Annotated in this window: 17 protein-coding genes and 2 tRNA genes; 13 read left to right on the plus strand and 6 right to left on the minus strand. The window is 61.5% G+C overall.

What is annotated here, in order from left to right; genetic code table 11:
* Window positions 1–90: 90 nt before the first annotated feature.
* Window positions 91–1017: a LysR substrate-binding domain-containing protein gene (locus HUS66_RS08755; RefSeq protein WP_175070529.1), complete on the plus strand. Its 927-nt coding sequence runs from the start codon at window positions 91–93 to the stop codon at window positions 1015–1017.
* Here HUS66_RS08755 and HUS66_RS08760 read toward each other — a convergent pair.
* A complete protein-coding gene (locus tag HUS66_RS08760; protein WP_175070530.1) occupies window positions 1014–1325 on the minus strand; it encodes an NGG1p interacting factor NIF3 in 312 nt (103 codons plus the stop codon). The two genes, HUS66_RS08755 and HUS66_RS08760, sit on opposite strands and share 4 nt — an antisense overlap.
* Before the next feature lie 207 nt (window positions 1326–1532).
* Here HUS66_RS08760 and HUS66_RS08765 point away from each other — a divergent pair, with 207 nt between their 5' ends.
* Together HUS66_RS08765 and HUS66_RS08770 are read left to right on the plus strand one after the other, a co-directional pair.
* Window positions 1533–2042, plus strand: a complete 510-nt coding sequence (locus tag HUS66_RS08765; protein ID WP_175070531.1) for a fasciclin domain-containing protein — start codon at window positions 1533–1535, stop codon at window positions 2040–2042.
* Between the two features lie 190 nt (window positions 2043–2232).
* On the plus strand, window positions 2233–3078 hold the full coding sequence (locus HUS66_RS08770) for a fructosamine kinase family protein (protein WP_175070532.1): 846 nt from the start codon (window positions 2233–2235) through the stop codon (window positions 3076–3078).
* Window positions 3079–3147: 69 nt separating this feature from the next.
* Here the strand turns inward: HUS66_RS08770 and HUS66_RS08775 are convergent, their stop codons facing one another.
* Window positions 3148–4059, minus strand: coding sequence for an alpha/beta fold hydrolase (locus tag HUS66_RS08775; protein ID WP_175070533.1), 912 nt, complete (start codon window positions 4057–4059; stop codon window positions 3148–3150).
* Window positions 4060–4541: 482 nt separating this feature from the next.
* Here HUS66_RS08775 and HUS66_RS08780 point away from each other — a divergent pair, with 482 nt between their 5' ends.
* From HUS66_RS08780 to HUS66_RS08790, 3 genes are all read left to right on the plus strand, one after another.
* Window positions 4542–6005: a TolC family outer membrane protein gene (locus tag HUS66_RS08780; protein ID WP_254628755.1), complete on the plus strand. Its 1464-nt coding sequence runs from the start codon at window positions 4542–4544 to the stop codon at window positions 6003–6005.
* A gap of 344 nt (window positions 6006–6349) precedes the next feature.
* On the plus strand, window positions 6350–7522 hold the full coding sequence (locus HUS66_RS08785) for an efflux RND transporter periplasmic adaptor subunit (RefSeq protein WP_175070534.1): 1173 nt from the start codon (window positions 6350–6352) through the stop codon (window positions 7520–7522).
* Window positions 7523–7525: 3 nt separating this feature from the next.
* Window positions 7526–10702, plus strand: coding sequence for an efflux RND transporter permease subunit (locus tag HUS66_RS08790; protein ID WP_175070535.1), 3177 nt, complete (start codon window positions 7526–7528; stop codon window positions 10700–10702).
* 227 nt (window positions 10703–10929) lie between these two features.
* On the opposite strand, the gene HUS66_RS08795 is transcribed toward HUS66_RS08790, so the two are convergent.
* Window positions 10930–11586 (minus strand): TetR family transcriptional regulator, encoded by a 657-nt coding sequence (locus HUS66_RS08795; protein WP_175070536.1) that lies wholly within the window; start codon window positions 11584–11586, stop codon window positions 10930–10932.
* A gap of 271 nt (window positions 11587–11857) precedes the next feature.
* Between HUS66_RS08795 and HUS66_RS08800 the strand changes: the two genes are divergently transcribed.
* Window positions 11858–12889, plus strand: coding sequence for a succinylglutamate desuccinylase/aspartoacylase family protein (locus HUS66_RS08800; RefSeq protein WP_175070537.1), 1032 nt, complete (start codon window positions 11858–11860; stop codon window positions 12887–12889).
* A 22-nt stretch (window positions 12890–12911) separates the two neighbouring features.
* Here the strand turns inward: HUS66_RS08800 and dusA are convergent, their stop codons facing one another.
* Together dusA and HUS66_RS08810 are read right to left on the minus strand one after the other, a co-directional pair.
* Complete coding sequence (gene dusA / locus HUS66_RS08805; RefSeq protein ID WP_175070538.1) at window positions 12912–13937, minus strand: tRNA dihydrouridine(20/20a) synthase DusA; 1026 nt, start codon at window positions 13935–13937, stop codon at window positions 12912–12914.
* A gap of 548 nt (window positions 13938–14485) precedes the next feature.
* On the minus strand, window positions 14486–14839 hold the full coding sequence (locus tag HUS66_RS08810; RefSeq protein ID WP_175070539.1) for a hypothetical protein: 354 nt from the start codon (window positions 14837–14839) through the stop codon (window positions 14486–14488).
* Window positions 14840–15907: 1068 nt separating this feature from the next.
* Between HUS66_RS08810 and HUS66_RS08815 the strand changes: the two genes are divergently transcribed.
* From HUS66_RS08815 to HUS66_RS08825, 3 genes are all read left to right on the plus strand, one after another.
* Window positions 15908–16240, plus strand: coding sequence for a TraR/DksA family transcriptional regulator (locus HUS66_RS08815; RefSeq protein WP_175070540.1), 333 nt, complete (start codon window positions 15908–15910; stop codon window positions 16238–16240).
* Between the two features lie 359 nt (window positions 16241–16599).
* On the plus strand, window positions 16600–16980 hold the full coding sequence (locus tag HUS66_RS08820; RefSeq protein WP_217487967.1) for a hypothetical protein: 381 nt from the start codon (window positions 16600–16602) through the stop codon (window positions 16978–16980).
* Window positions 16981–17373: 393 nt separating this feature from the next.
* On the plus strand, window positions 17374–18270 hold the full coding sequence (locus HUS66_RS08825; protein WP_175070542.1) for a LysR family transcriptional regulator: 897 nt from the start codon (window positions 17374–17376) through the stop codon (window positions 18268–18270).
* Between the two features lie 44 nt (window positions 18271–18314).
* On the opposite strand, the gene HUS66_RS08830 is transcribed toward HUS66_RS08825, so the two are convergent.
* Entirely contained in the window at window positions 18315–19055 is a 741-nt protein-coding gene (locus tag HUS66_RS08830) for an SDR family NAD(P)-dependent oxidoreductase (RefSeq protein WP_175070543.1), read from the minus strand.
* 165 nt (window positions 19056–19220) lie between these two features.
* Between HUS66_RS08830 and gltX the strand changes: the two genes are divergently transcribed.
* From gltX to HUS66_RS08845, 3 genes are all read left to right on the plus strand, one after another.
* Complete coding sequence (gene gltX / locus HUS66_RS08835) at window positions 19221–20699, plus strand: glutamate--tRNA ligase (RefSeq protein WP_175070544.1); 1479 nt, start codon at window positions 19221–19223, stop codon at window positions 20697–20699.
* 79 nt (window positions 20700–20778) lie between these two features.
* Window positions 20779–20854: transfer RNA gene (locus HUS66_RS08840), tRNA-Ala, on the plus strand.
* A gap of 46 nt (window positions 20855–20900) precedes the next feature.
* Window positions 20901–20973: transfer RNA gene (locus HUS66_RS08845), tRNA-Glu, on the plus strand.

Below are 20973 nucleotides of genomic sequence, written 5' to 3' on the forward strand. Positions count from 1 at the left end.
ATCTCCTCGAAGGATGAGTCCACAAGGCTAGGCGAGGTTAGATCGAAACGTTATGTTTTAATAACGATATCCCTATTCGGTAGAGCCGATATGACGCCCCCCGTGAGTTTTCGCCAGCTACAGGTCTTCGTGACGGTGGCCCGCAGCGGCACCGTGAGCGCCGCTTCCCGTCAGTTGAGCCTTTCTCAGTCGGCGACCAGTCAGGCGCTGTCAGATCTGGAGCGGGCGCTCGAGGTGGCCCTCTTCGAGCGGCTGGGCCGCCGCCTGCGCCTCAATGATCGTGGACGTCACCTGCTGCCTCAGGCCGAGCGCTTGCTCGATGGCATGCAGGAGTTTGTCGCTTCGGCCCGGGAGCCGGAAGGGGCGTTGCGCGGTACCTTGACGGTGTCGGCCAGCGCCACCATCGGTACCTATCTGCTGCCGCCCCTGGCGGGTGTCTTCGGTGAGCGTCATCCGGGCGCCGACCTGCGCCTGAGGCTGCGCAACAGCGGCGAGGTGATGACGGACCTGTTGCGCTTCGAGGCGGACCTTGGCCTGATCGAGGGGCAGTGCCACGAACCCGGCCTGGCCAGCGAGACCTGGTGCGATGATGAGCTGCTGGTGGTCGCCAGTCCCCGTCACTCGCTGGCTGTGCGGCAAGACCTCGATGGCGAGGCGCTGGCCGAGGCCCGATGGATTCTTCGCGAGCAGGGCTCTGGCACCCGTGAGGTCTTCGAGGCGGCGATGGCACCGGTGCTGCAGGCGGCGCCTTCGCACCGCCTGCGGGTGCGCATGGAGCTTGGTCAGCACGAGGCCATCAAGCAGGCAGTGAAGGCGGGTTTGGGGCTCGGCTGCCTGTCGCGGCTCAGTGTGGTGGGGGAGCTCGAGCGTGGCGAACTGGTGGCGCTCTCAACGCCGCTGTCGCTGGTGCGATCCTTCTCGTTGGTGTGGCACCCCGAGCGCTATCGCAGCCCGTTGTGGCAGGCCTTCAAGGTATTCTTGGGCGAGCAGCGCAGGGAGTTTTCGTACAAAACTTAGAAGTCTTCCAGTCTCCATACCTCATAGGCTGGCTCTTCATAGGGGTGAGCTTTCTTGAGGGCCGCCACGGCGTCGCGAATCAGCTCGTCCTGGCAGACCAGTTCGATCTTTACCTCTTCGACATGCGAAAGGCCGCCGACGCGACCGATATGCGGGTCGGCGCCGCTGAGCGGGCGAAACTGGCCGATGCCCGCCGTCTGGAAGCAGCAGGCTTCATAGTCACCGATGCGCCCGGCACCGCTTGCGAAGACGGCCTCTTTTACGATCTCAGCCGCTTCGGAGGGGGCGAAGAAGGCAAGCTTGTACATGACTCTCTCCCTTATGAATGGGGGAAATGAAAAAAAACTTGTGCGATTGGAACTAATTGTCCAGCCTTTGTACAAATAGGTTGTGTGGTACAGGGCTGGCGCGACCCTTTCGCGTCCCGAAGGCCGCCTCGAGTGGCTACTTGAGCGAGGCGAGAAGCGCTCAAGGTCAATGTCTTTCCTAAGGTACGTCCTACAGGAGTAAGTTCCATGAAAGCCATCGCAGTCGCAGCACCCCAGTGGATGGGCATCGGCCTGGTTGGCATGATGCTCGCTGGCACGGTCCAGGCGGATGATCATGGTATGGCTAAGGCCGACATCGTCGATACCGCGATCGAAGCCGGTCAATTCGATACTCTGGTGGCCGCGGTCAAGGCCGCTGACCTTGTTGACACTCTCAAAGGAGAGGGGCCCTTTACCGTCTTCGCCCCCACCGACGACGCCTTCGCTGCCTTGCCGGACGGTACGCTCGACACCCTGTTGATGCCGGAAAACAAGGATCAGCTTCAAGCCGTACTGACCTACCATGTGGTACCCGGCAAGATCATGGCAGAAGACGCCATGTCTGCCAGCTCTGCTACCACCGTGCAGGGACAGGACCTGACCATCACCACCATGGACGGTCAGGTGATGATCAATGATGCCACCGTGACTGCTGCCGATGTGATGGCGAGTAACGGCGTCATCCATGTGATCGACAAGGTCCTGATCCCCGAGTAAGGCGACGATGCCTGAGCTGATGTCCGTATTCGGTGCGGCATGAGTATCGGGGTTCATCGAGCGGCCTGCTCCTAGTCAGCCCGACACCATCCCGTCGTGCCCCTGTACCGCCTCCCTCGGGAGGCGGTATTTTTGTGGCTGGGCATATACAGCATTGATGGAAACATCATTCACCTGGCTGGAGATGAGCATGGACGATCAATTGAGCGCGTTGTTGGAGCGTCTGGATCTCGAGCCCAGCGGGGCTCTATCGCCGCTGAGCGGCGGTGATATCGCCGAGGTGGCGGGTCTTGAGACTCGGCAGGGCACGATAGTGGTCAAACGTGACGATCCGCAGCGCCTGGCCGGCGAGGCCGAGGGACTCAGTGTTCTGCATGATGCCTTGGCAGGGAGTGCGCTGCGAGTGCCCAGGGTGCTGGGTCAGGAAGGCCCCTGGCTACTGATGGAGGCGCTGAACGTTGCGCCGCGCACGGCCGCCAGCGAGGCCGAACTGGGTGAGGGCCTGCGGATACTGCACGCTGTGACCCTTGAGGCCCACGGCTGGTCCCGGGACAACGCCTGTGGCCAAACGCCCCAGCCCAATGCCTGGCTCGATGACGGTCGCGCCTTCCAGCGTGAACGCCGCTTGACGCCCCTGGCGGCCGCCTGTCATGAGCAGGGGCTATGCGATCAGCGACTGAGAGCACGGGTGGCAAGAGTCGCCGAGCGACTCGACGACTGGCTGCCCGACGCCCCAGCCAGCCTGGTTCATGGCGATCTGTGGTCGGGCAACGTCATGCATACCGACCGCGGCCCGGCGCTTATCGATCCGGCGGTGTATGCCCATTACCCGGAAGTCGACCTCGCCATGCTGACGCTGTTTGGCATGCCGTCGCCGGCCTTCTTCGAGGCCTACTGGAACGGCAAGCGCCCCGGCGATTGGCCGAGGCGGGAAGCCCTGTTCCAGCTCTATCCGCTGCTGAATCATCTACTGATGTTCGGTGGCAGCTACCGGGGCGCCGTGGAACGTGCCCTGACCCGCGTCGAGCAGGACTAGGGGCGACGAAAGCTGATCAAAGCGCGGGCAGCAGAAGCGGTGAGGTAGCGACCCGCTCAGCGCTCGCTGTCAAACGCTTATCCTGCGCTTCAGCCAGTCGCGCCCGCGCTGCCACCAATGCCGCGCAGATGGCGCCGTGGTGATGGCGGGGCGTCGCAGGAAGTCGGCGATGGGAGCCACTTGGCTGGGGCGATCGAGCATCGGTGCGTGACCGCAGCCCGGCACTTCCAGGCTGACGAGTGCCGGCTGCTCCTGTCGCATGCGCTCGATGCTCTCGTGGGCCAGCAGCGGCGAGGTCGCGCCGCGAATCACCATCAGTGGGCATTGAATGGCGCGCCAGTCGGCCCAGGTATCGCGTGGCGTGTCATGGATGAATTGCTCGCCGATGCGCGGATCGTAATGGTAGGTCCAACTGCCATCGGGCAGGCGTCGAGCGCTGTCCAGCGCCAGCTGTCGCCAGGCATCCTCGCTGTCGATGCCAAATCCCACATAGTGTTCGCGCAGCTCGGCTTCCAGGTCGCCGAAGTTGACGAAGCGATGCATGGCGCCGAAATAGGTCGCGAGACTCGATAGGCCATCCGGATCCAGCTCCGGGCCGACATCATTGAGCACCAGGCGTTCGATGCGTGAGGCGGTAGTGGGCTCGGCGGCGAGCAGCATGCCCAGGAGGCCCCCCATCGAGGTGCCGACCCAGGGCACTCGCTCGAGCTCGAAGTGGTCGAGCAGGGCGATGGCGACTTGCTGGTAGTGCTCATACAGATAGTCATGGGCGGGATAGAGCGACCAGCTGGAGAGACCACGCCCCGGCGTGTCGGGGGCCAGTACGCGCCACCCGGGGCCCAGCTCGCGCGCCAGGGCCGCAAAATCGCCGCCGTGGCGGGCCAGCCCGTGCCAGGCGACCAGCGTGCGCGGAGCCTCGGGATTCCAGATGCGCACTGCGATCTGCAGTGCTCTGACCTTGACCAGTTCCAGGCGATCCATAGTGCCGACCCTTTGATGTGGTGCAGAGGTATATGGTGGAAAGCTATGTGAGGCAGCGCCATATAGCCTGCCCTGCGTGAAGTCGGCAGAGGCGTGCTGTTTGGCGGAGCGCTATGCTGCCATGCAGCATAGACTACAACATCGACAGCCAGATGCCATGACGGTGAGTGCGATTGAATGGTTGAGGTCGCCGGAGGTGCCTGCAGAGCGCCTTGATGTTTATCAGCACACCCAACAGCGCGGCGATAAGCCGTTTTCCAGCAGGAGCCGAGTGCCGATAGGCAGGCTCAATCATGGTCGAAAAAAGGAATAATCATTAGCTTGCTAGTATACATACACGTATGTAGCTATAATGCCCGCCAATTGACATAAGCGTGAACCGTCGTTTCTGGCATGATGTCTAGCGACGGAGAGGGGGACGGGTGATAGCGCTTCCCCCTATGCTATATCTGTCTCCATCTTCCCTTGACCAAGGAAAGCTCATGCCGCTCATCACTGATCTCTCTGCATCCGGCAGGCGCCTGACTCGACGGGCCATCATGCTGCCCCTGGCGCTGTCCATTGCCCTGGCAAGCCAGGCTCAGGGCGCCGACCTGCTGACTATCGCAAGCGATTCTCTGGAAAACGATGCCAGCCTTGCCTCAGCGCGAGCCAACCTGAAAAGCACCCAGGAAAGTCGTGACGTTGCCGGTGGTGACCTGCTGCCGCAGATCAATGCCTCTGCCGAGTTGGCGAACAACCGCACCTACGACAGCCAGCAGTCGACCATGTCCAGTGTGGGCGCCAGCCAGAGCGCGGATGATGACTACAACAGCGGCAGCCTGGCCCTCGATGCCAGCCAGGCGTTGTACGACGCGGCCAATGCACGTGAAGTGGATCGGGCCGAGAACCAGGTCGATCAGGAAAGGCTATCGCTGATTGCCAGTGAGCAGGAGCTGCTGTTTGATGCGTCGACCGCGTATTTCGAGATTCTGCGCGCCAATGACATTCTCGCTGCCCGTCGAGCTCAGGAACGTGCTATCTCGCGCCAGCTGGAGCAGGCACGAGAGCAATTCGAGGTCGGCCTGATCGCGATTACCGACGTCGAGGAGGCCCGCGCCAGCTTCGACCAGGCTCGGGCCGAGCGCATCACTGCCCAGAGCGACCTGGAGGTCAGCTTCGAGGAACTCGAACGCCTGACCGGTAAGCGCTACCAGAGCATCCAGAGCCTTACCGAAGACCTGCCGGTCGAGCTGCCGACGCCCTCTGAACGTGATGCTTGGGTCGATATGGCCCTCGAGGAAAGCCCGCTGTTGAAAAGCGCCATGGCAGCGGTCGACGTCTCGCGCTCAAGCGTCGATATTTCCAAGGCGGCGCGTCTGCCGGTGGTCGAGGCCTTTGCCGCCTACAACTATGCCGACAGCGATCGCGACCAGGTCGAGGGTCACGACTCGTCCAGCCAGCTCGGCGTGCGCGCCAGCCTGCCGCTGTATACTGGCGGCTCGACCAGCGCTCAGATTCGCCAGAGCACCTACACACTGGAAGCCACTCAGTATGATGCCGAGGCGCAGCGTCGCCTGACCATCCAGCAGGTGCGCTCGCTTTACACCCAGGTGCGCAACGATGTCGCCACCGTGGAGGCGCGCCGTCAGGCAGTGGTTTCCAACCGCAGCGCCCTGGACGCGACTCGTTCGGGCTATGAGGTCGGCACCCGAAACATCGTCGACGTCCTGGCGGCTGAACAGAACCTTTACGACGCGATTTCCAACCTGGCCGAGGCGCGCTATGACTATGTGCTCGACAAGCTCGAGTTGCGCCAGCAGGCCGGAACCCTGGATGTCGAGGTGATTCGCGAGTTGAATGCTCAGCTCAGCGCCGATCAGGCCGTGCTGCTGGAAGTCAGCAGGGATAGCGACTCCTATGATTCCATGATGGATATCGGCGAGCGTCCGCAACCCGACGCCTGAGCCATGGCCGCCGCTCCGTCGGGCGGTGGCTTCTGGCCTAGCTGGCCAGCGGTCCTGTTACCTAGCAGTGCCCCCCCCTCGCTGGCGCGTATCGCGCGACGGGTGAGTGAAGAGCCAGTCCATAAGAACCAGTTCATAAGAACCAGTTCAGAAGAACCAATGACCAGAACCGGTCATCGATACGCGAGCTACCCATCGCCATACCCCTAGTGTCTCGGGCCTGAGTCTGCATCCAGGCCCGTTTCACACCGTCAATATCCATACATGTATGGATGTTTAATGCCGGGCGTCGACGGTGGTGGACAAGCCACGCATTGATTTCATCATTCGAGTGGGAGACAGACATGCAGAAAAACGCAAACGCGATGCGCCCTTGGCGACTGGCGCTGCTTGGCTTGGGGCTTGCTGGTCTCATGGCCGGCTGCGGCAGCGAGTCGGGCGGCCAGGCGCAGGCGGGGGGGGGTAAACAGGCGGCGCCTGCGACGCCCGGCCAAGTCATGAGCGTCGAGCGTCGTGATATCGCGCTCGACAAGTCCTATCCCTCGCTGCTCAGCAGCGAGAATGAGGTCACCGTCGTGGCACGGGTCAGCGGTCTTCTGGAAGCGCGTCAGTTCGAGCCCGGCGACCGGGTCGAGAAGGGCGACAGCCTCTATACCATTGAGCCGGCCACCTATCAGGCGTCGGTGCGCAGCGCCGAAGCCGACCTGCAGAGTGCCAAGGCCGAGCGGGATCGCGCTCAGCGCGACGCCGACCGCTATCAGCGCCTGCTCAACCAGAATTCGGTGAGCCGTCAAGATTACGATGATGCCCTGGCGGATCTCCAGGTGGCACGCGCCACCGTGGCGCAGAACGAAGCGGCGCTGGACAGTGCTCGCATCGATCTCAATTACACCGACGTCGAGGCGCCGGTGAGCGGCGCGATTAGCCTGAGCGAAATCAACGTGGGCAACCTGGTGGATCCCGGCACAGAGCTTGCCACCATCACTCCGTTGGACCCTCTCGAGGTGCGTTTCCAGCTGCCCCAGGCGGATGCCCTGGCGCTGCGCCGTCAGCGTGACGACCAGGAGGCGCCGATCGGCGCCACGCTGTCGCGCCCTGCCGAGCAGGGCAATGCCGCGCTAAGCCTTGACGGTAAGCTCGACTTCCTGGGTAGCCGGGTCAGTGAGAGCACCAGCACCGTTGAGGCGCGGGCGATGTTCGACAACCCTGAGGGCAGCTTCCTGCCGGGTCAGTTCGTGCGTATTTCGCTTTCCCGTCTCAAGCGCTATGACGTGCTGGCGGTCCCCGAGATCGCCGTGACCGAGGGGCTGATGGGCCCGCAGGTGTTCGTGTTGGATGACGACAACAAGGCCCGTGCGCGCACCGTCGAACTCGGTGAAACCGCCGGCCACTGGCTAATCATCAAGAGCGGTCTGGAGGCCGGTGAAAGAGTGCTGGCCAGCGACCCGGGCGGTATCCAGCCGGGCACCACGATCGAACCCCAGCCCTTCGACGGCGACGCAGCAAGCGGGAGCTGATCCATGACGTTTTCCGATTTCTTCATCCGACGGCCGGTGTTCGCCACCGTGCTCTCGGTGATCATTGCTCTGGTCGGCATCATGGCGATGCGCGTGCTGCCCATCGAGCAGTATCCGAGCGTGGTGCCGCCGACGGTCTCGGTCAAGGCGACCTATCCGGGCGCCGATGCCGACACGGTGTCGCAGACCGTGGCCGCCCCGCTTGCCGAGGCGATCAACGGCGTCGAGGACATGCTCTACATGAACTCGACCACCGCCGACAACGGCTCGCTGTCCATGAGCATCGCCTTCGCCATCGGTTCGGACGGTGATACCAACACCATCAACGTCAATAACCGCGTTCAGCAGACGTTGTCGCAGCTGCCCGAATCGGTGCAGGCGCAAGGGGTGACGGTCGAGCTGAGCTCCAGCAGCATCCTGATGGTGCTGGGCCTGACCTCGCCGCAGAATGACTACGGCAAGATCTACATGCAGAACTACGCGACCCTCAACCTCCTCGACGAGCTGCGCCAGGTGCCTGGCGTGGGCAGCGCCGAGGTGCTGGGGGGCGGCGAGTTCGCGATGCGCATCTGGCTCAACCCGGACAAGCTGGCCGAGTATGACATGACCCCGGCCGAGGTCGCCGATGCGGTCAGTGCGCAGAATACCGAGGTAGCAGCAGGGGGGCTGGCCAAGACGCCGCAGGGCGAGTCACGGGCCTACAGCTATACCATTACCGCCCCCGGTCGTATGAGCAACGCCGATCAGTTTCGCGACATCATCCTGCGCACCAATCCGGACGGCTCGGCGCTGCGTCTGGATGACGTCGCGCGTATCGAGCTAGGTGCATCCTCCTACAATGTGGATGCGCGTTTGAATGGCGGCACCATGACGCCGATCATGATCAATCAGCAGCCTGGCGCCAATGCCCTGGAAACGGCCAAGCAGGTGGTCGCTACCATGGACCGTCTCAAGGAGCGCTTCCCGCCGGGGCTAGACTATGAAGTGCCCTACGACACCACGCTGTTCATCGATGCCTCGGTGACGACTGTGGAGCATACCTTCATCGAGGCCTTCCTGATCGTCGCGGCGATCGTGCTGATTTTCTTGCAGAACTGGCGGACCACGGCCATCGCGTTGTCGGTCGTGCCGGTCTCGGTGGTAGGTACCTTCGCCGGGCTTTACCTGTTTGGCTTCTCGATCAATCTGCTGTCGCTGTTCGCGCTGGTGTTGGCGATCGGCATCGTGGTTGATGATGCCATCCTGGTGGTGGAAAACGTTGAGCGACTGCTCGAGGAAGATCCCAACATCAAGATCTTGGCCGCCTCGAGCCGGGCGATGAAAGAGGTCGGTGGTCCGGTTATCGCCACCTCGCTGATCATGGCCGCAGTATTTGTGCCGGTGGCCTTCCTGGGAGGCTTTACTGGGCAGATCTATCAGCAGTTCGCCTTGACCATTGCGGTGTCGGTAGCGATCTCGGCGGTGGTAGCGCTGACCTTCACCCCGGCAATGTGCGCAATCTTCGTGCGCCACAAGTCGCGTCATCCTCGCTCCAAATTCGTCCAGGCCCTGACCGCGCCGCTGCGAGTTTTCGATCGCGCCTTCGCTGCCATTACCCGGGCCTATCTGTGGCTGGTGGCGTTGCTGGTCAAGCGCTGGGTGTTAGCGCTGGCGCTGGGGGTCGCGACCTGCGTGGGTTCCTACGCCCTTTATGAGCGCACGCCGACCTCGCTGGTGCCGGAGACCGACCAGGGCATGGTGCTGGCCAGCGTGTCGCTGCCTGAGGCCGCGTCGCTTGAGCGAACTCAGGACTACATGGCCGAGCTCAGCGATAAGATCGAATCGGTACCCGCAGTGCGTTACGTGGCCGCCGTGGCGGGCTACGACATCCTGTCCAGTGCCGTTAACAGCGCCCGCGGCATCATGTTCATCGCCATGGAGCCCTGGGCTGAACGCGACATGAGTGCCACGCAGTTGATTGGGCAGATCATGAAGTTCGGCGGCAGTATCGATGGCGGCAAGGCCATGGCGTTCAACCTGCCGCCGATCATCGGTCTGTCGACGACCGGCGGCTTCACCGGCTACCTGCAGTCCTATGATGGCGCGGATGCCAACGAGCTCTATCAAGCCTCGATGAAGGTGATGCAGGCGGCCAATCAGCGTCCCGAGCTCAACCGGGTGTTCACCACCTATAACGCCAACGTACCGTCCTATCGCGCCGATATCGATCGCGAAAAGGCGTTGAGCTATGGCGTGTCGCTGGATGATCTCTACACTACCCTGTCGAATACGTTGGGCAGTGGCTTCGTGAACTACTTCTCGTATCGGAGCCGCAACTTCCAGGTCTACATGCAGAACGAGTCGGAGTTCCGCCAGACGCCGGACGCTCTGGATCAGATCTTCGTGCGCGGTGGTGATGGCAAGCGCATTCCGCTTTCCGAGTTCGTGACCCTGGAGCGCCAGTCGACGGCCTCGGTGATGACGCGCTTCAATGTCTATCCGGCGGCGCAGTTCCAGGGCGGTCCGGCGACGGGCTATAGTTCCGGCGAGGCGGTTCACGCCATGCAGGAGGTGGTCGCGGACACCCTCGGCGATGGTTGGGGCATGGGCTGGACCGGTACCGCCTATCAGGAAACCAATGCCGGTAACGCGGCGACCCTGGCTGTCGTGTTCGGTATCATCATGATTCTGCTGATCCTGGCGGCCCAGTATGAAAGCTGGTCGCTACCGCTGGCGGTGATCACGGCGGTGCCCTTTGCCTTCCTGGGTGCCATCGGCGGTATCGTGCTGCGTGGTCTGGATATCAGCATTTATGTCGAGATCGGTATGCTGGTAGTGGTCGGCCTTGCCGCCAAGAACGCGATCATGATCGTCGAATTCGCCGAGCTGCAGCGCAAGGAGCACGGTAAGTCGATCCGCGAGGCGGCGATGATTGCGTCCGAGCTGCGTTTCCGCCCAATCGTGATGACCTCGCTGGCCTTCATCTTCGGCACCTTGCCGCTGGCAACCGCTACCGGTGCCAGTGATACCAGCAGCCAGCACATCGGGACCACTGTTGCGGTGGGGATGGCCTCGGTGGCCGTGTTGGCAAGCCTGTTCGTGCCGACTTACTACGCGATGATCGCCAAGGTGCAGCAGTGGTTGGCCGACAAGCGTGGCAAGCATCATGAAGAGGCAGCACTAGAGCAGTCTCGCGACTGACCGCGTCGTAAAATGTGATCCCACGTCACGACAAGGCCGCTTCCCAGGGAAGCGGCCTTTTTTGTGACCGCCAAGGCTGCGTCAAGTAGGGCTGCCACGGCTGTTAGAGGTCACAGCCGACAGCCGCCGCCACGGCCAATCAGTAACAAGTAGAGTATCTAGCTGAACGTCGTCCGCGGGGGGAGGCGCAAAGAGAGGGGCAGGTGCCAAGCTAAGCAATGGCCGGCTCATGAAGGGTAGGCGGTCGTTGTTGTGGGGTCATCGCCGGGGGCGTCACGCGACAGCAGGTCAAACAGACTGTCGATGATGACTCGGCCACGCTCGGCCAGCGAATATTCCTTGGGCGTGCGCAGCCAGTCCTGAATCATTCCGCCGATGGTGTATTCCATCAACCGGGCGGCGTGGACGGCCGTGATATGGGGAGCCAATTGGCCGGATTGCTCGGCCATTTCGAAATGGCGCAGCATCGAGCCATAGCAATCCTCGGCCATCTTGTGCTGCATCTGCAGCGGGTTGATGTCGCTGAAGAATTCGCAACGATGCAGGATGATCGACAGCACCCGACGATGGCGGGGCTGTTCGATGCGAATGAAGGCGTGCCGCAGCGTCAGGCGGATGGTATCAAGCGGCGTACGGCCTTGCTGAGGGGACTCGAGTTCGCGGGTCAGTTCCTCGAAGGGCAGGTGCACCCGGTCACTCATGGCGTGAAAAAGATCCGCCTTGTTCTTGAAGTGCCAATAGACGGCGCCGCGGGTCATGCCCGCGTGGCGAGCGATCTGCTCGAGAGTGGTTCGGGCGACGCCTTTCTCGAAGAAGACATCTTCGGCGGCATCCAGCAGTGCCTCGCGGGTCGCTTCGGCGTCGGCTTTAGTCTTTCGGGCCATAAGAAGACAGCGGTGATCATCACGGTGAATAGGGTAGGAGTATTCTAGCGCAATAAGCGCCTACTTACATGCACGCATGTATGCATCTAACGTCTTAGCCAGTCTTGAGAGACTCGTCAGAAGGGCTGTGAAGGCGTATAACGTCAATCATCAGAAAACACTGTTTTCAAAGCTGAACCCGACCAGGACCGCGTTAGTATGATGCGTTGGGCCCCTGCTCTCTAGACGGCTCTCGCTCGATTGCCTCGATTGCTACAAGGAAGCTTTGCTCATGGCTCGTGCCCCCTTTGAACTCGCCGGTGTCAGAGTGACCCCCGGCGCCCGCGCCCAGATCGATGTGCCGGTGGCCAAGCTCTACACCCATGCGCCACTGCATATCCCCGTCGAAGTGGTGCACGGTCGCCAACCCGGCCCCACGCTGCTGGTCTGTGGCGCCATCCACGGCGATGAGATCAACGGCGTCGAGATCGTGCGCCGGCTGTTGCGCTCGAAGGGCCTGCAAGGGCTGCGTGGCACCCTGATCGCAGTGCCTATCGTCAATGTGTTCGGCTTCGTGCAGCACAGCCGCTATTTGCCCGATCGTCGCGACCTCAACCGCTGTTTTCCCGGCAGCGAGTCTGGTTCATTGGGCTCGCGCGTGGCGGCGTTGTTCCGTGAAGAAATCGTCGACCAAGCCACGCATATCATCGACCTGCACACCGGTGCCATTCACCGCACCAACCTGCCGCAGATCCGCGCTCAACTGACACCGGAAAGCGAAACCGAAGCCATCGCCATGGCCTTCGGCGTGCCGGTGATTCTCAATGCCGAGCTGCGCGAGGGAAGCCTGCGCCATTATGCGCAGTCCCGCGGTATGCCGGTACTGACCTACGAGGCGGGTGAGGCGCTGCGTTTCGATGAGTGGGCGATTGCGCCCGGCGTGCGTGGGGTGCGACGGGTCATGCGCGCTATCGGCATGCTGGCCAATGACCGTCGTCGGGCCACGCCTCGCCAGGCGGAGGTCGCCAATGGTTCGAGCTGGGCGCGGGCGCCGATCGACGGCATCCTGAGGCCCAAGGTGCGACTGGGCGCTCGAGTCGCCAAGGGGGAAGTGCTTGGCAAGGTGGCCGATCCGTTCGGCAACTCGGAAGAAGACGTGCTGGCGCCGGCCGACGGTATCGTCATTGGCATGGGCAACCTGCCGCTCGCCAATGAGGGCGAGGCGCTTTTCCATGTGGCGCGCTTCGATGCCATCGAGGAAGCCGAAAACGCCGTCGAGACCTTCCAGTCGGACTATGATCCGGCCCCGGAAGGCATGTCATAGGCCGATGGGCCTCTTGATCTCTTCAGGCCGGCTGGGCCAGGCGCTCTTCCGATACCAGCGACAGCGCCTCGTCGAAGACCTCGAGGTCGGCGCCGTCCCGGTGGGCGTTTTCCGAGAGATGACGGCGGAAGCGTCGGCCACCGGGGCAGCCCTGGAAGAGTCCTAACAGGTGGCGGGTGATGTGGTTGAGCTTGGCACCTTCGTCCAGCCGTGTGGCGATATAAGGGCGGAAGGCGCGAGCCGCGTCGTGGCGGCTGGCAGCCGGCCCTTGCTTGCCATAGAGGGCTTCATCGACGCCGGCCAGCAACCAGGGATTCTGGTAGGCCTCACGGCCGATCATCACGCTGTCGACGCGCTCAAGGTGTTCACGGCATTCATCCAGCGTCTTGATGCCGCCGTTGATGCCAATGTGCAGCTCGGGACGCTGCTGCTTCAAGCGGTGCACGCGGCCGTAGTTGAGCGGCGGCACGTCGCGGTTCTCTTTGGGTGACAAGCCTTCGAGCCAGGCCTTGCGGGCATGCAGGGTGAACACCTCGCAGCCGGCGGCGGCGACCTCGTCGATGAAGCGCTCCAGATCCGCATCTTCATCCTGATCGTCGATACCGATGCGGCATTTCACCGTCACCGGGATGGATACCGCCGCCTGCATCGCCTTGACCGCTGACGCCACCTTGTCCGGATGCCCCATCAGGCAAGCCCCGATCAGGTTGTTCTGCACCCTATCGCTTGGGCAACCAACGTTCAGATTGACCTCGTCATAGCCCCATTCCTCGGCGATCGCTGCGCACTCGGCGAGCTCCCCGGCATCGCTGCCACCCAGCTGTAGTGCCAGCGGATGCTCGACGGCCTCATAGCCCAGAAAGCGCTTGCGCGGACTGCCATGCAGGATGGCGCCGGTGGTGACCATCTCGGTATACAGCAGGGCATGACGGCTCAGCGTGCGGGCGAAGGCCCGGTAGTCGCGAGTCGTCCAATCCATCATCGGCGCGACGGAGAAGGTGCGATCCAGAGGTGCTGGGGGCGTGGTCGCGTTGGCCAGGTCAGTCATAACGTTGCAGTGCCGTGGTGGTGCCCGGTAATCGGCGCCACGCCGCGCGGTTGCGGGTGTCTCGCCTGGGCCGAAGGGCAGGGGCTTGGTCAGAGGCGGTGCGACGAGCGCACCCTGAAAAGGGGCGTATTCTCCCATAACTGCGTGTCGGGTGCATGTGGTCATCGACAGCGGATGGCCACAGCCATTCGCGTTCCTGGCTGGTTGGCATCCAGCCTTGGGCAGTGCTTAGATCAGGCGGTTTAATCAAGCAATCTAGCCTAGGGGTTAGGCGGCGTAAGTGCTTGCGCGGGGTTAGCTGACGTGCGCGTACCCTCAACCCCGGGGACATGCCGGACTCGACCTCGACGATGAATGCGGTGCACCGTGGATGATACAGCCTCATCATTATCTGCATGGAACAAGTGTTTGCTAGTGTTGCACTCCAGTGATAATAAAATCCTTGGACGTTGCTTTCTTTTACACTCAACTTTCTGTGCGCAGCTTTCAGCTCGGAGCTGCACTTAATTTAGTGCACCGACCCGTCGGTGTCTCGAGTGCCGGGATAGTTAGAGGCGCTCGATGTCGACCAGGTGACCAATGATGGGATAGCCCGCCTTCTTGGCAGCCTCTTCCGCTTCCATCTGCGCTTCCAGGCGAGAAATGCTGCTTGAGCGATGCTCGAAGATGGTATCGAGTTCGAGGCGCTTAGTACGCACGGCCAGTTTGACCAGGTGGCCCGTCTTGTAAGATTCGACCTGTTCCTTGGTGGGGCGCTGCTTTTGGCGGGGTTTGGTGTCTGAGACCGGGGTCTTGTTGGCGGCTTGAGCCAGGCGCTTGGCTTTTTCTTTCTCGCTGTTGTCTTGGAAGGCGTCAATTTCGCGACGCATGCTTTCTTCAAATTCGCTTAGATTCGTCATCATACTCGTGCTTTTCCTAATGATAAGGTGGCCATCTTTTATTCAGATGATGGCGGTTGTGGCAATACGCTAACTTTAAATGCCTCTCTTCTTTAAAACTTATGTCTTACAAGAAGTCGTTGGGCGAGAAGCGATAATGTCATTTGGCATCAAATAACAAGCAATCAGCCTTGCGTTGGCTTCGGCCATTAAGGCGAATAAATCGATCCACTGGCCTGAGTGTCATTCTCAATGCTTCGCCTGGACAAATCTTGGGCACTGCAATCGAGCGCCTTGATGGCCACGACGTCGATGAGCATTGCAGCGTCCACTGCGCAGTGAAAGCTCTGATATACGCATGGAACATCGAGGTGATGAGACCGACGACAGGTGTTGCGGCGCTGATTGCTCGCCTCTGGCCTAGCGGCCAAAAATTGTCGATATTCTGCTGAAGATACATGACCCTTGGCGCTTTGGCTACTATTGGCTCCAGGCTCGCCTGCATGACCTGAACAGGCTGTCGCAGACCTTTTCTGGCGCCCATAAGGTGCCAGCCCCCGACGACACGATCATCTTTACTATCACCGCCGCTCTTCGCTCTACTATCGCGGAAGATTCTGCCGTTGAGCGGGACGATGGTTCAGTTCGTGTGGGCGCACGACCTGGTAGCGGCCCGTTGTCGGCATCTCGAATGCTTCCAGCATTGCTTCGTGGGCGGAGCCTAGCAAGGCCTTCGGCCCTTTATCGTTGCGTCCTTTAACCCCATCAAAACGTCATAGTGGCGCGGTGCGTACCTCTGGCCGTTAGCTGATGGCGTTCCAACATGCCTGTCGGTATGCGCATGATGAAGAAGAGTGGGTGGCTATTGCCTTGCTAAGAAAATGGGGCTTGGCGAGGTTTTTTAAAGGCCGGCAACGAAAAGCCTGCACTCCGCTGATATGCCAGTCACTGTCATTCGACCGTGAATGGGGCTTCGTCCGATGTGGTAACGGGCCTTTAGGCACTGGATTGGCTGTGTGTGCCGTTGATGCTTGTGCTAGGACTATTCATAAGGCTTGCGCAACTGCCGGCCGGTTGCTGAAAGGGGATGACATGAGTCAACGCACTGCGGCCCTCGAGGCCCTCCGAGACGACCTGATTGCCCGTATCGAGCGTTATCAGGCCAGCAAGCAGCGCTCAGAAGGCGCCCTGGACAAGGATATGGAAGACCAGTCTATCGAGCTTGAGAATAGTGAAGTGATCGATTCGCTGGAAAACGAGGCGGAAGCCGAACTCAGGCAGGTCATGCATGCTCTCGAGCGCATCGAGGTGGGAGAGGGACATCGCTGTGAGCGCTGCGGCACCACCATCGATGACAAGCGGTTGGTGGCACTGCCCTATACCACGCGCTGCATTAACTGTGCCGAGCAGCTACCTGGCTTCTGATGGTCTATCGCCGCGCCGGCGTTGTCACCTGCTGGGCGCCTGCCGTGTTTTACTATCTGTCATCTGAATCATCATGTTCGCGATGCGTGATGGCAGGCGTCAAAATGAGACACAGCAAATGGGCGATAGAGGCAAGCATGCGTGATGGTGCCAGCAAAACGAAAACGCTAAATAGGGCAGGGCCTTGGCATGGGTGGCCTGGCGTGCTCGGTGTTGCACTACTTCTCGTGCTCGCCGGTTGTGAAGGGAGTTCGGGTCCATCCTCCGGCGACGGGGACAAGGAGACAGCTTCTGCTCAGGCCCAGGTATCATCATCGTCCGCAGACACTTCTACGGCTTCATCTGAACAGCCGGAGGCATTGTCCGAGTCCGTCACTGTGACCGTGACGACGCAGCTGACCGATGCGCGGCGCCTCGAGATGACGGGCCGTACCAACCTGCCGGATCGAACCCGGTTGCTGGTGGTGCTTGAGCGCGAGGCCAGCGGCGTTAACTGGCAGGTGCGGACCGAGGTGGGTAATGGCCGATTCACCGCCGGGCCCTTGGGCCCAGGAAGCGGGCTGATCGCTGGGCGATATCTGATTCGTGTGTCGATGCCGGCGGCCGACGTACAGCCGTCGGCGGTCAAGGCGCGGGTTGGCGCTCGCGGTGAGCATTTGACCGGGCCTTTGGTCGCTCGATCGCCGCATGGGCTTGGCAATGTCATCGAGTATCGAAAGGAGTATCAGGTCGAGCAGTAGCGTCTCGTCGGCGCCTTAGCGCTTTGGCACACGCGACTTGAGGTGCGAGATATTCAGGTTCAGACGAGGGGAGTCAGGGCGGAAGTCTTTGCCCGAAAGGACAGTATTGGGGGATAAAAAATAGGCGGGAAATAAAAAGTACTGGCGGATAAAAGAAATGCGTGCCGGTCGCGCCGGTCACGCAAAAAAGAAATGCACTGAAGGCGACATCCAGGCGATGGCGGGATTGCCGCGCCTGATGACGTTGACGTGGCCAAGGAGGTAATGGGTGCCTGCCTTGGACACGCCAGGGCAGTATAGTGAGTCGGCCTTTGCGGAATAAGAGGGTACAATCGAAAACTAGTGTTTCCATTTTGGAAACACTAGCTCGAACGTACCAGAAAGGAGTCGACGATGGCTGTACTCGATGCACTCAGAGTCTTCGTTGAGGTGGTGAAGGCCGGCAGTTTCACTGCGGCCTCGCGTCGCTTGGGGATTTCCAAATCCATGGCCTCCAAGCGCGTGGCAGCGCTGGAAGATGAGCTGGGAGTCAATCTACTGCATCGTTCGACTCGCTCGCTGCACCTCACTGAGGCGGGGCAGATCTATTACGAGCACGGTCTGCGCATCCGCGAGGAGCTGGATGCCGCCGAGGCGCAGGTACAGTCGGTCACGGCCCGGCCGAGAGGCCAGTTGAAGGTCAGCGCTCAGGTCAGTTTCGGCTTCATGTACCTGGCGGAGCCGACCACCGCCTTCATGCGTCGCTATCCTGACGTGGCGGTGGAGATCCTGCTAGAGGATCAGCGCTTCGAGCCCATCGACGATGCCGTCGATCTGGCCATCCGCATGGGACCCTTGCCGCCTTCTAGCCTGGTCTCGCGCCCGCTGTGCAAGGTGGTCTATGGCCTCTATGCGGCGCCGGAGTATCTGGCGAGAGTCGCTGACCCCGTGCACCCCCAGGATATCCGCGACCACGACACTATCTTCTACGGCAACTATGACCTGGGCGCCCATTGGCGCTTTTCGCTCAACGGCCAGCCGCTGGATATCGAACCGAACTCACGACTTGTCATCAACAACCTGCTGGGGGTGGTGGAGGCGGCCAAGGCCGGCTTCGGTCTTGCCTATCTGCCGACGTTTGCTGCCCGTTCGGCGGTGGCCGAAGGCCAGCTGGTGCCGCTGCTCCAGCCCTACTGGAACGAGCATGGCAGCATGCTGGTGCTGTTTCGCTCGCGAAAGTATCTGCCGGACAAGACCCGCACCTATCTGGATTTCATCACCGACTGGTTTCGCGAAAATCTGGCGCTGTGAAACGCTCACTAAGGCCCGCCAGCTGATGCGCCAGGCAAGCGCTCTTACCAGGGGATCGGCTCTCCCGCCCAGTCCCAGAAGCTGCCGCTGTCGGCGGGAGTGCGGGCATCCATCACCTTGAGCATCCGCTCGGCGACGAAGTCAGCCGTGAACAGCTTGCCCTTGGGCACCCGCGCCTGGAAGGGCTTGGATAGTGTGGTATCGGTGGTGCCGGGGTGCAGGCTCAAGAGGATGGCCTGCTTGTTGAGGCGCTTGAGCTCGATGCTGGCACCCTTGATCAGCATATTGTGCGCCGCCTTGCTGGCGCGATAGGCATACCAGCCGCCCAGTTCGTTGTCGCCGATCGAGCCGACCCGCGCCGAAAGGCTGGCGAAGAGGGTGGGGTGCTTGCCCTTGAGCGACGGCGTCAGCGCCTGAAGCAGCATCGCTGGCGTGGCAGCATTGACGTGATAGAGATGCTCGATGGCAGCGAAGCTTAGCTCGTCGAGTTTCTTCTCCGGGACGATGCCGCGCTGTTCGTCGTGCAGGGTGCCGATGGCATTGAATACCAGGTGCACCGCTGTGCCCGCCAGGTGGTCGGCCAGCGCGCCGAGGCCTTGGTCGGTTGTGACGTCGAGCGCTAGATGGGTGAGGCGCGGGTCGTCATGGTCAGGCATCTGACGTGAAACGGCGATCACGCGGCCCGGCCGGGGGCTTGCCAGCAGCGTTTTCAGCATGGCGCGGCCGATGCCGCCGCCCGCGCCGGTGATCACGGCCGTGAAGTCGTCGGGAAGATGCTTGAGCATGGTCATTGCCTTTGTTGTGAGCATGGGCATGGTGGAGGGCGAGAGAGCCAAGTCGAACAGATGTGGCTATGGACTCGGCGAGGCACGAATGATTCCCGGCTGATGGGGGGCGAGGGAGTGCGTATAATGCCCCACCAGGTTTCAACCACCCATGGATCGATCGACATGACCGTACGTACCCGTATCGCGCCGTCCCCCACCGGCGATCCCCACGTGGGCACCGCCTACATTGCACTGTTCAACCTGTGCTTCGCCCGCGCCCACGGTGGCCAGTTCATCCTGCGCATCGAAGATACCGACCGCGAACGCTCCACCGCAGAATCCGAGCGGATGATCCTCGATTCTCTGCAATGGCTGGGGCTGGATTGGGACGAGGGCCCGGATGTCGGCGGCCCCCATGGCCCTTACCGCCAGAGCGAGCGCGGTGATATCTATGCCGAATACGCCCAGAAGTTGCTCGAGGCGGGGCATGCCTTCAAGTGTTATCGCACCAGTGAGGAGCTCGATGAGCTGCGCGAGGCGCGCAAGGCCGCCGGTCAGCACATGGCGCTCAAGCCCGCCGACCTAGCGCTGCCCGCCGAAGAGCATGCGCGTCGCGAGGCCGAGGGCTGGCCCTATGTGGTACGCATGAAGGTGCCCAGCGAAGGCACCTGCGTGGTCGAGGACATGCTGCGTGGCACCATCGAGGTCGAATGGACCCAGGTCGATGCACAAATCCTGCTCAAGTCCGACGGCATGCCGACCTACCATCTGGCCAATGTGGTCGACGACCACCTGATGGGGATCACCCATGTGCTGCGTGGCGAAGAGTGGATCAACTCGGCGCCCAAGCATCAGCTGCTCTATGAGTATTTTGGTTGGCCGATGCCGGCCCTCTGCCACATGCCGCTGCTGCGCAATCCGGACAAGTCGAAGCTCTCCAAGCGCAAGAACCCGACTTCAATCAACTATTACCGTCGCATGGGCTTCCTGCCACAGGCCGTCACCAACTACCTGGGGCGGATGGGCTGGTCGATGCCTGACGAGCGCGAGAAATTCACCCTCGATGAGATGATGGCGCACTTCGATGTGCAGCGCGTCTCCCTCGGCGGCCCGGTCTTCGATCTGGAGAAGCTGACCTGGCTGAACGGCGTCTATATCCGCGAGGATCTGGATGATGCAGCGCTGCTGGCCGCGCTGCGCGACTGGGCCTTCAACGAGGACTATGTCCGCCAGATCCTGCCTCAGGTACGCCCTCGGGTGGATACCCTGTCCCAGGTCATGCCGCTGGCCGGGCACTTCTTCTCGGGGCTGCCGGCCATCGATGAGTCGAGCTTTGCAAGCGTTAAGCTCGAGCGTGATGAGCTTGTCAAGCTGCTGCAGTTCCTGGTCTGGCGCCTTGAGGGTGTGACCCGCTGGGAAAAGGAGTCGCTGCTGGCTGAGGTGAAACTGCTGGGCGAGTACTTCGAGCTTAAGATGAAGGCCTTTCTGGCGCCGGTGTTCATCGCGATCACTGGCTCGGCGACCTCTACCTCGGTGATGGATGCCATGGCTATCCTCGGTTCTGATATGACGCGCGCGCGTTTGCGCCACGCTATCGCTGTTCTCGGGGGCGTGTCGAAGAAGCAGGCCAAGCGTCTCGAGAAGGAATTTCGCGAGCTCTAGGTCGCCACGATAAAGTTACCTAAGCATGTTGACGAGAGCGGGGCGTATCAGTAATATACGCCTCGTTCTCGAGAGACACGGGGCCTTAGCTCAGCTGGGAGAGCGCAACACTGGCAGTGTTGAGGTCAGCGGTTCGATCCCGCTAGGCTCCACCAATCTCGCCCGGAATTATCATTTCGGGAAAAGAACGGGTTTTGATGCGTCCCATTCGTCTAGTGGTCCAGGACACTGCCCTTTCACGGCAGTGACAGGGGTTCGAACCCCCTATGGGACG

It is taken from the genome of Onishia taeanensis (genome assembly GCF_013349955.1).
Lineage (GTDB): Bacteria > Pseudomonadota > Gammaproteobacteria > Pseudomonadales > Halomonadaceae > Onishia > Onishia taeanensis_B.

Coding starts and splice junctions, on each gene's coding strand:
- HUS66_RS08755 (WP_175070529.1), top strand. CDS start 91: ATGACGCCCCCCGTGAGTTTTCGCCAGCTACAGGTCTTCGTGACGGTG.
- HUS66_RS08760 (WP_175070530.1), bottom strand. CDS start 1,325: ATGTACAAGCTTGCCTTCTTCGCCCCCTCCGAAGCGGCTGAGATCGTA.
- HUS66_RS08765 (WP_175070531.1), top strand. CDS start 1,533: ATGAAAGCCATCGCAGTCGCAGCACCCCAGTGGATGGGCATCGGCCTG.
- HUS66_RS08770 (WP_175070532.1), top strand. CDS start 2,233: ATGGACGATCAATTGAGCGCGTTGTTGGAGCGTCTGGATCTCGAGCCC.
- HUS66_RS08775 (WP_175070533.1), bottom strand. CDS start 4,059: ATGGATCGCCTGGAACTGGTCAAGGTCAGAGCACTGCAGATCGCAGTG.
- HUS66_RS08780 (WP_254628755.1), top strand. CDS start 4,542: ATGCCGCTCATCACTGATCTCTCTGCATCCGGCAGGCGCCTGACTCGA.
- HUS66_RS08785 (WP_175070534.1), top strand. CDS start 6,350: ATGCAGAAAAACGCAAACGCGATGCGCCCTTGGCGACTGGCGCTGCTT.
- HUS66_RS08790 (WP_175070535.1), top strand. CDS start 7,526: ATGACGTTTTCCGATTTCTTCATCCGACGGCCGGTGTTCGCCACCGTG.
- HUS66_RS08795 (WP_175070536.1), bottom strand. CDS start 11,586: ATGGCCCGAAAGACTAAAGCCGACGCCGAAGCGACCCGCGAGGCACTG.
- HUS66_RS08800 (WP_175070537.1), top strand. CDS start 11,858: ATGGCTCGTGCCCCCTTTGAACTCGCCGGTGTCAGAGTGACCCCCGGC.
- dusA (WP_175070538.1), bottom strand. CDS start 13,937: ATGACTGACCTGGCCAACGCGACCACGCCCCCAGCACCTCTGGATCGC.
- HUS66_RS08810 (WP_175070539.1), bottom strand. CDS start 14,839: ATGATGACGAATCTAAGCGAATTTGAAGAAAGCATGCGTCGCGAAATT.
- HUS66_RS08815 (WP_175070540.1), top strand. CDS start 15,908: ATGAGTCAACGCACTGCGGCCCTCGAGGCCCTCCGAGACGACCTGATT.
- HUS66_RS08825 (WP_175070542.1), top strand. CDS start 17,374: ATGGCTGTACTCGATGCACTCAGAGTCTTCGTTGAGGTGGTGAAGGCC.
- HUS66_RS08830 (WP_175070543.1), bottom strand. CDS start 19,055: ATGCTCAAGCATCTTCCCGACGACTTCACGGCCGTGATCACCGGCGCG.
- gltX (WP_175070544.1), top strand. CDS start 19,221: ATGACCGTACGTACCCGTATCGCGCCGTCCCCCACCGGCGATCCCCAC.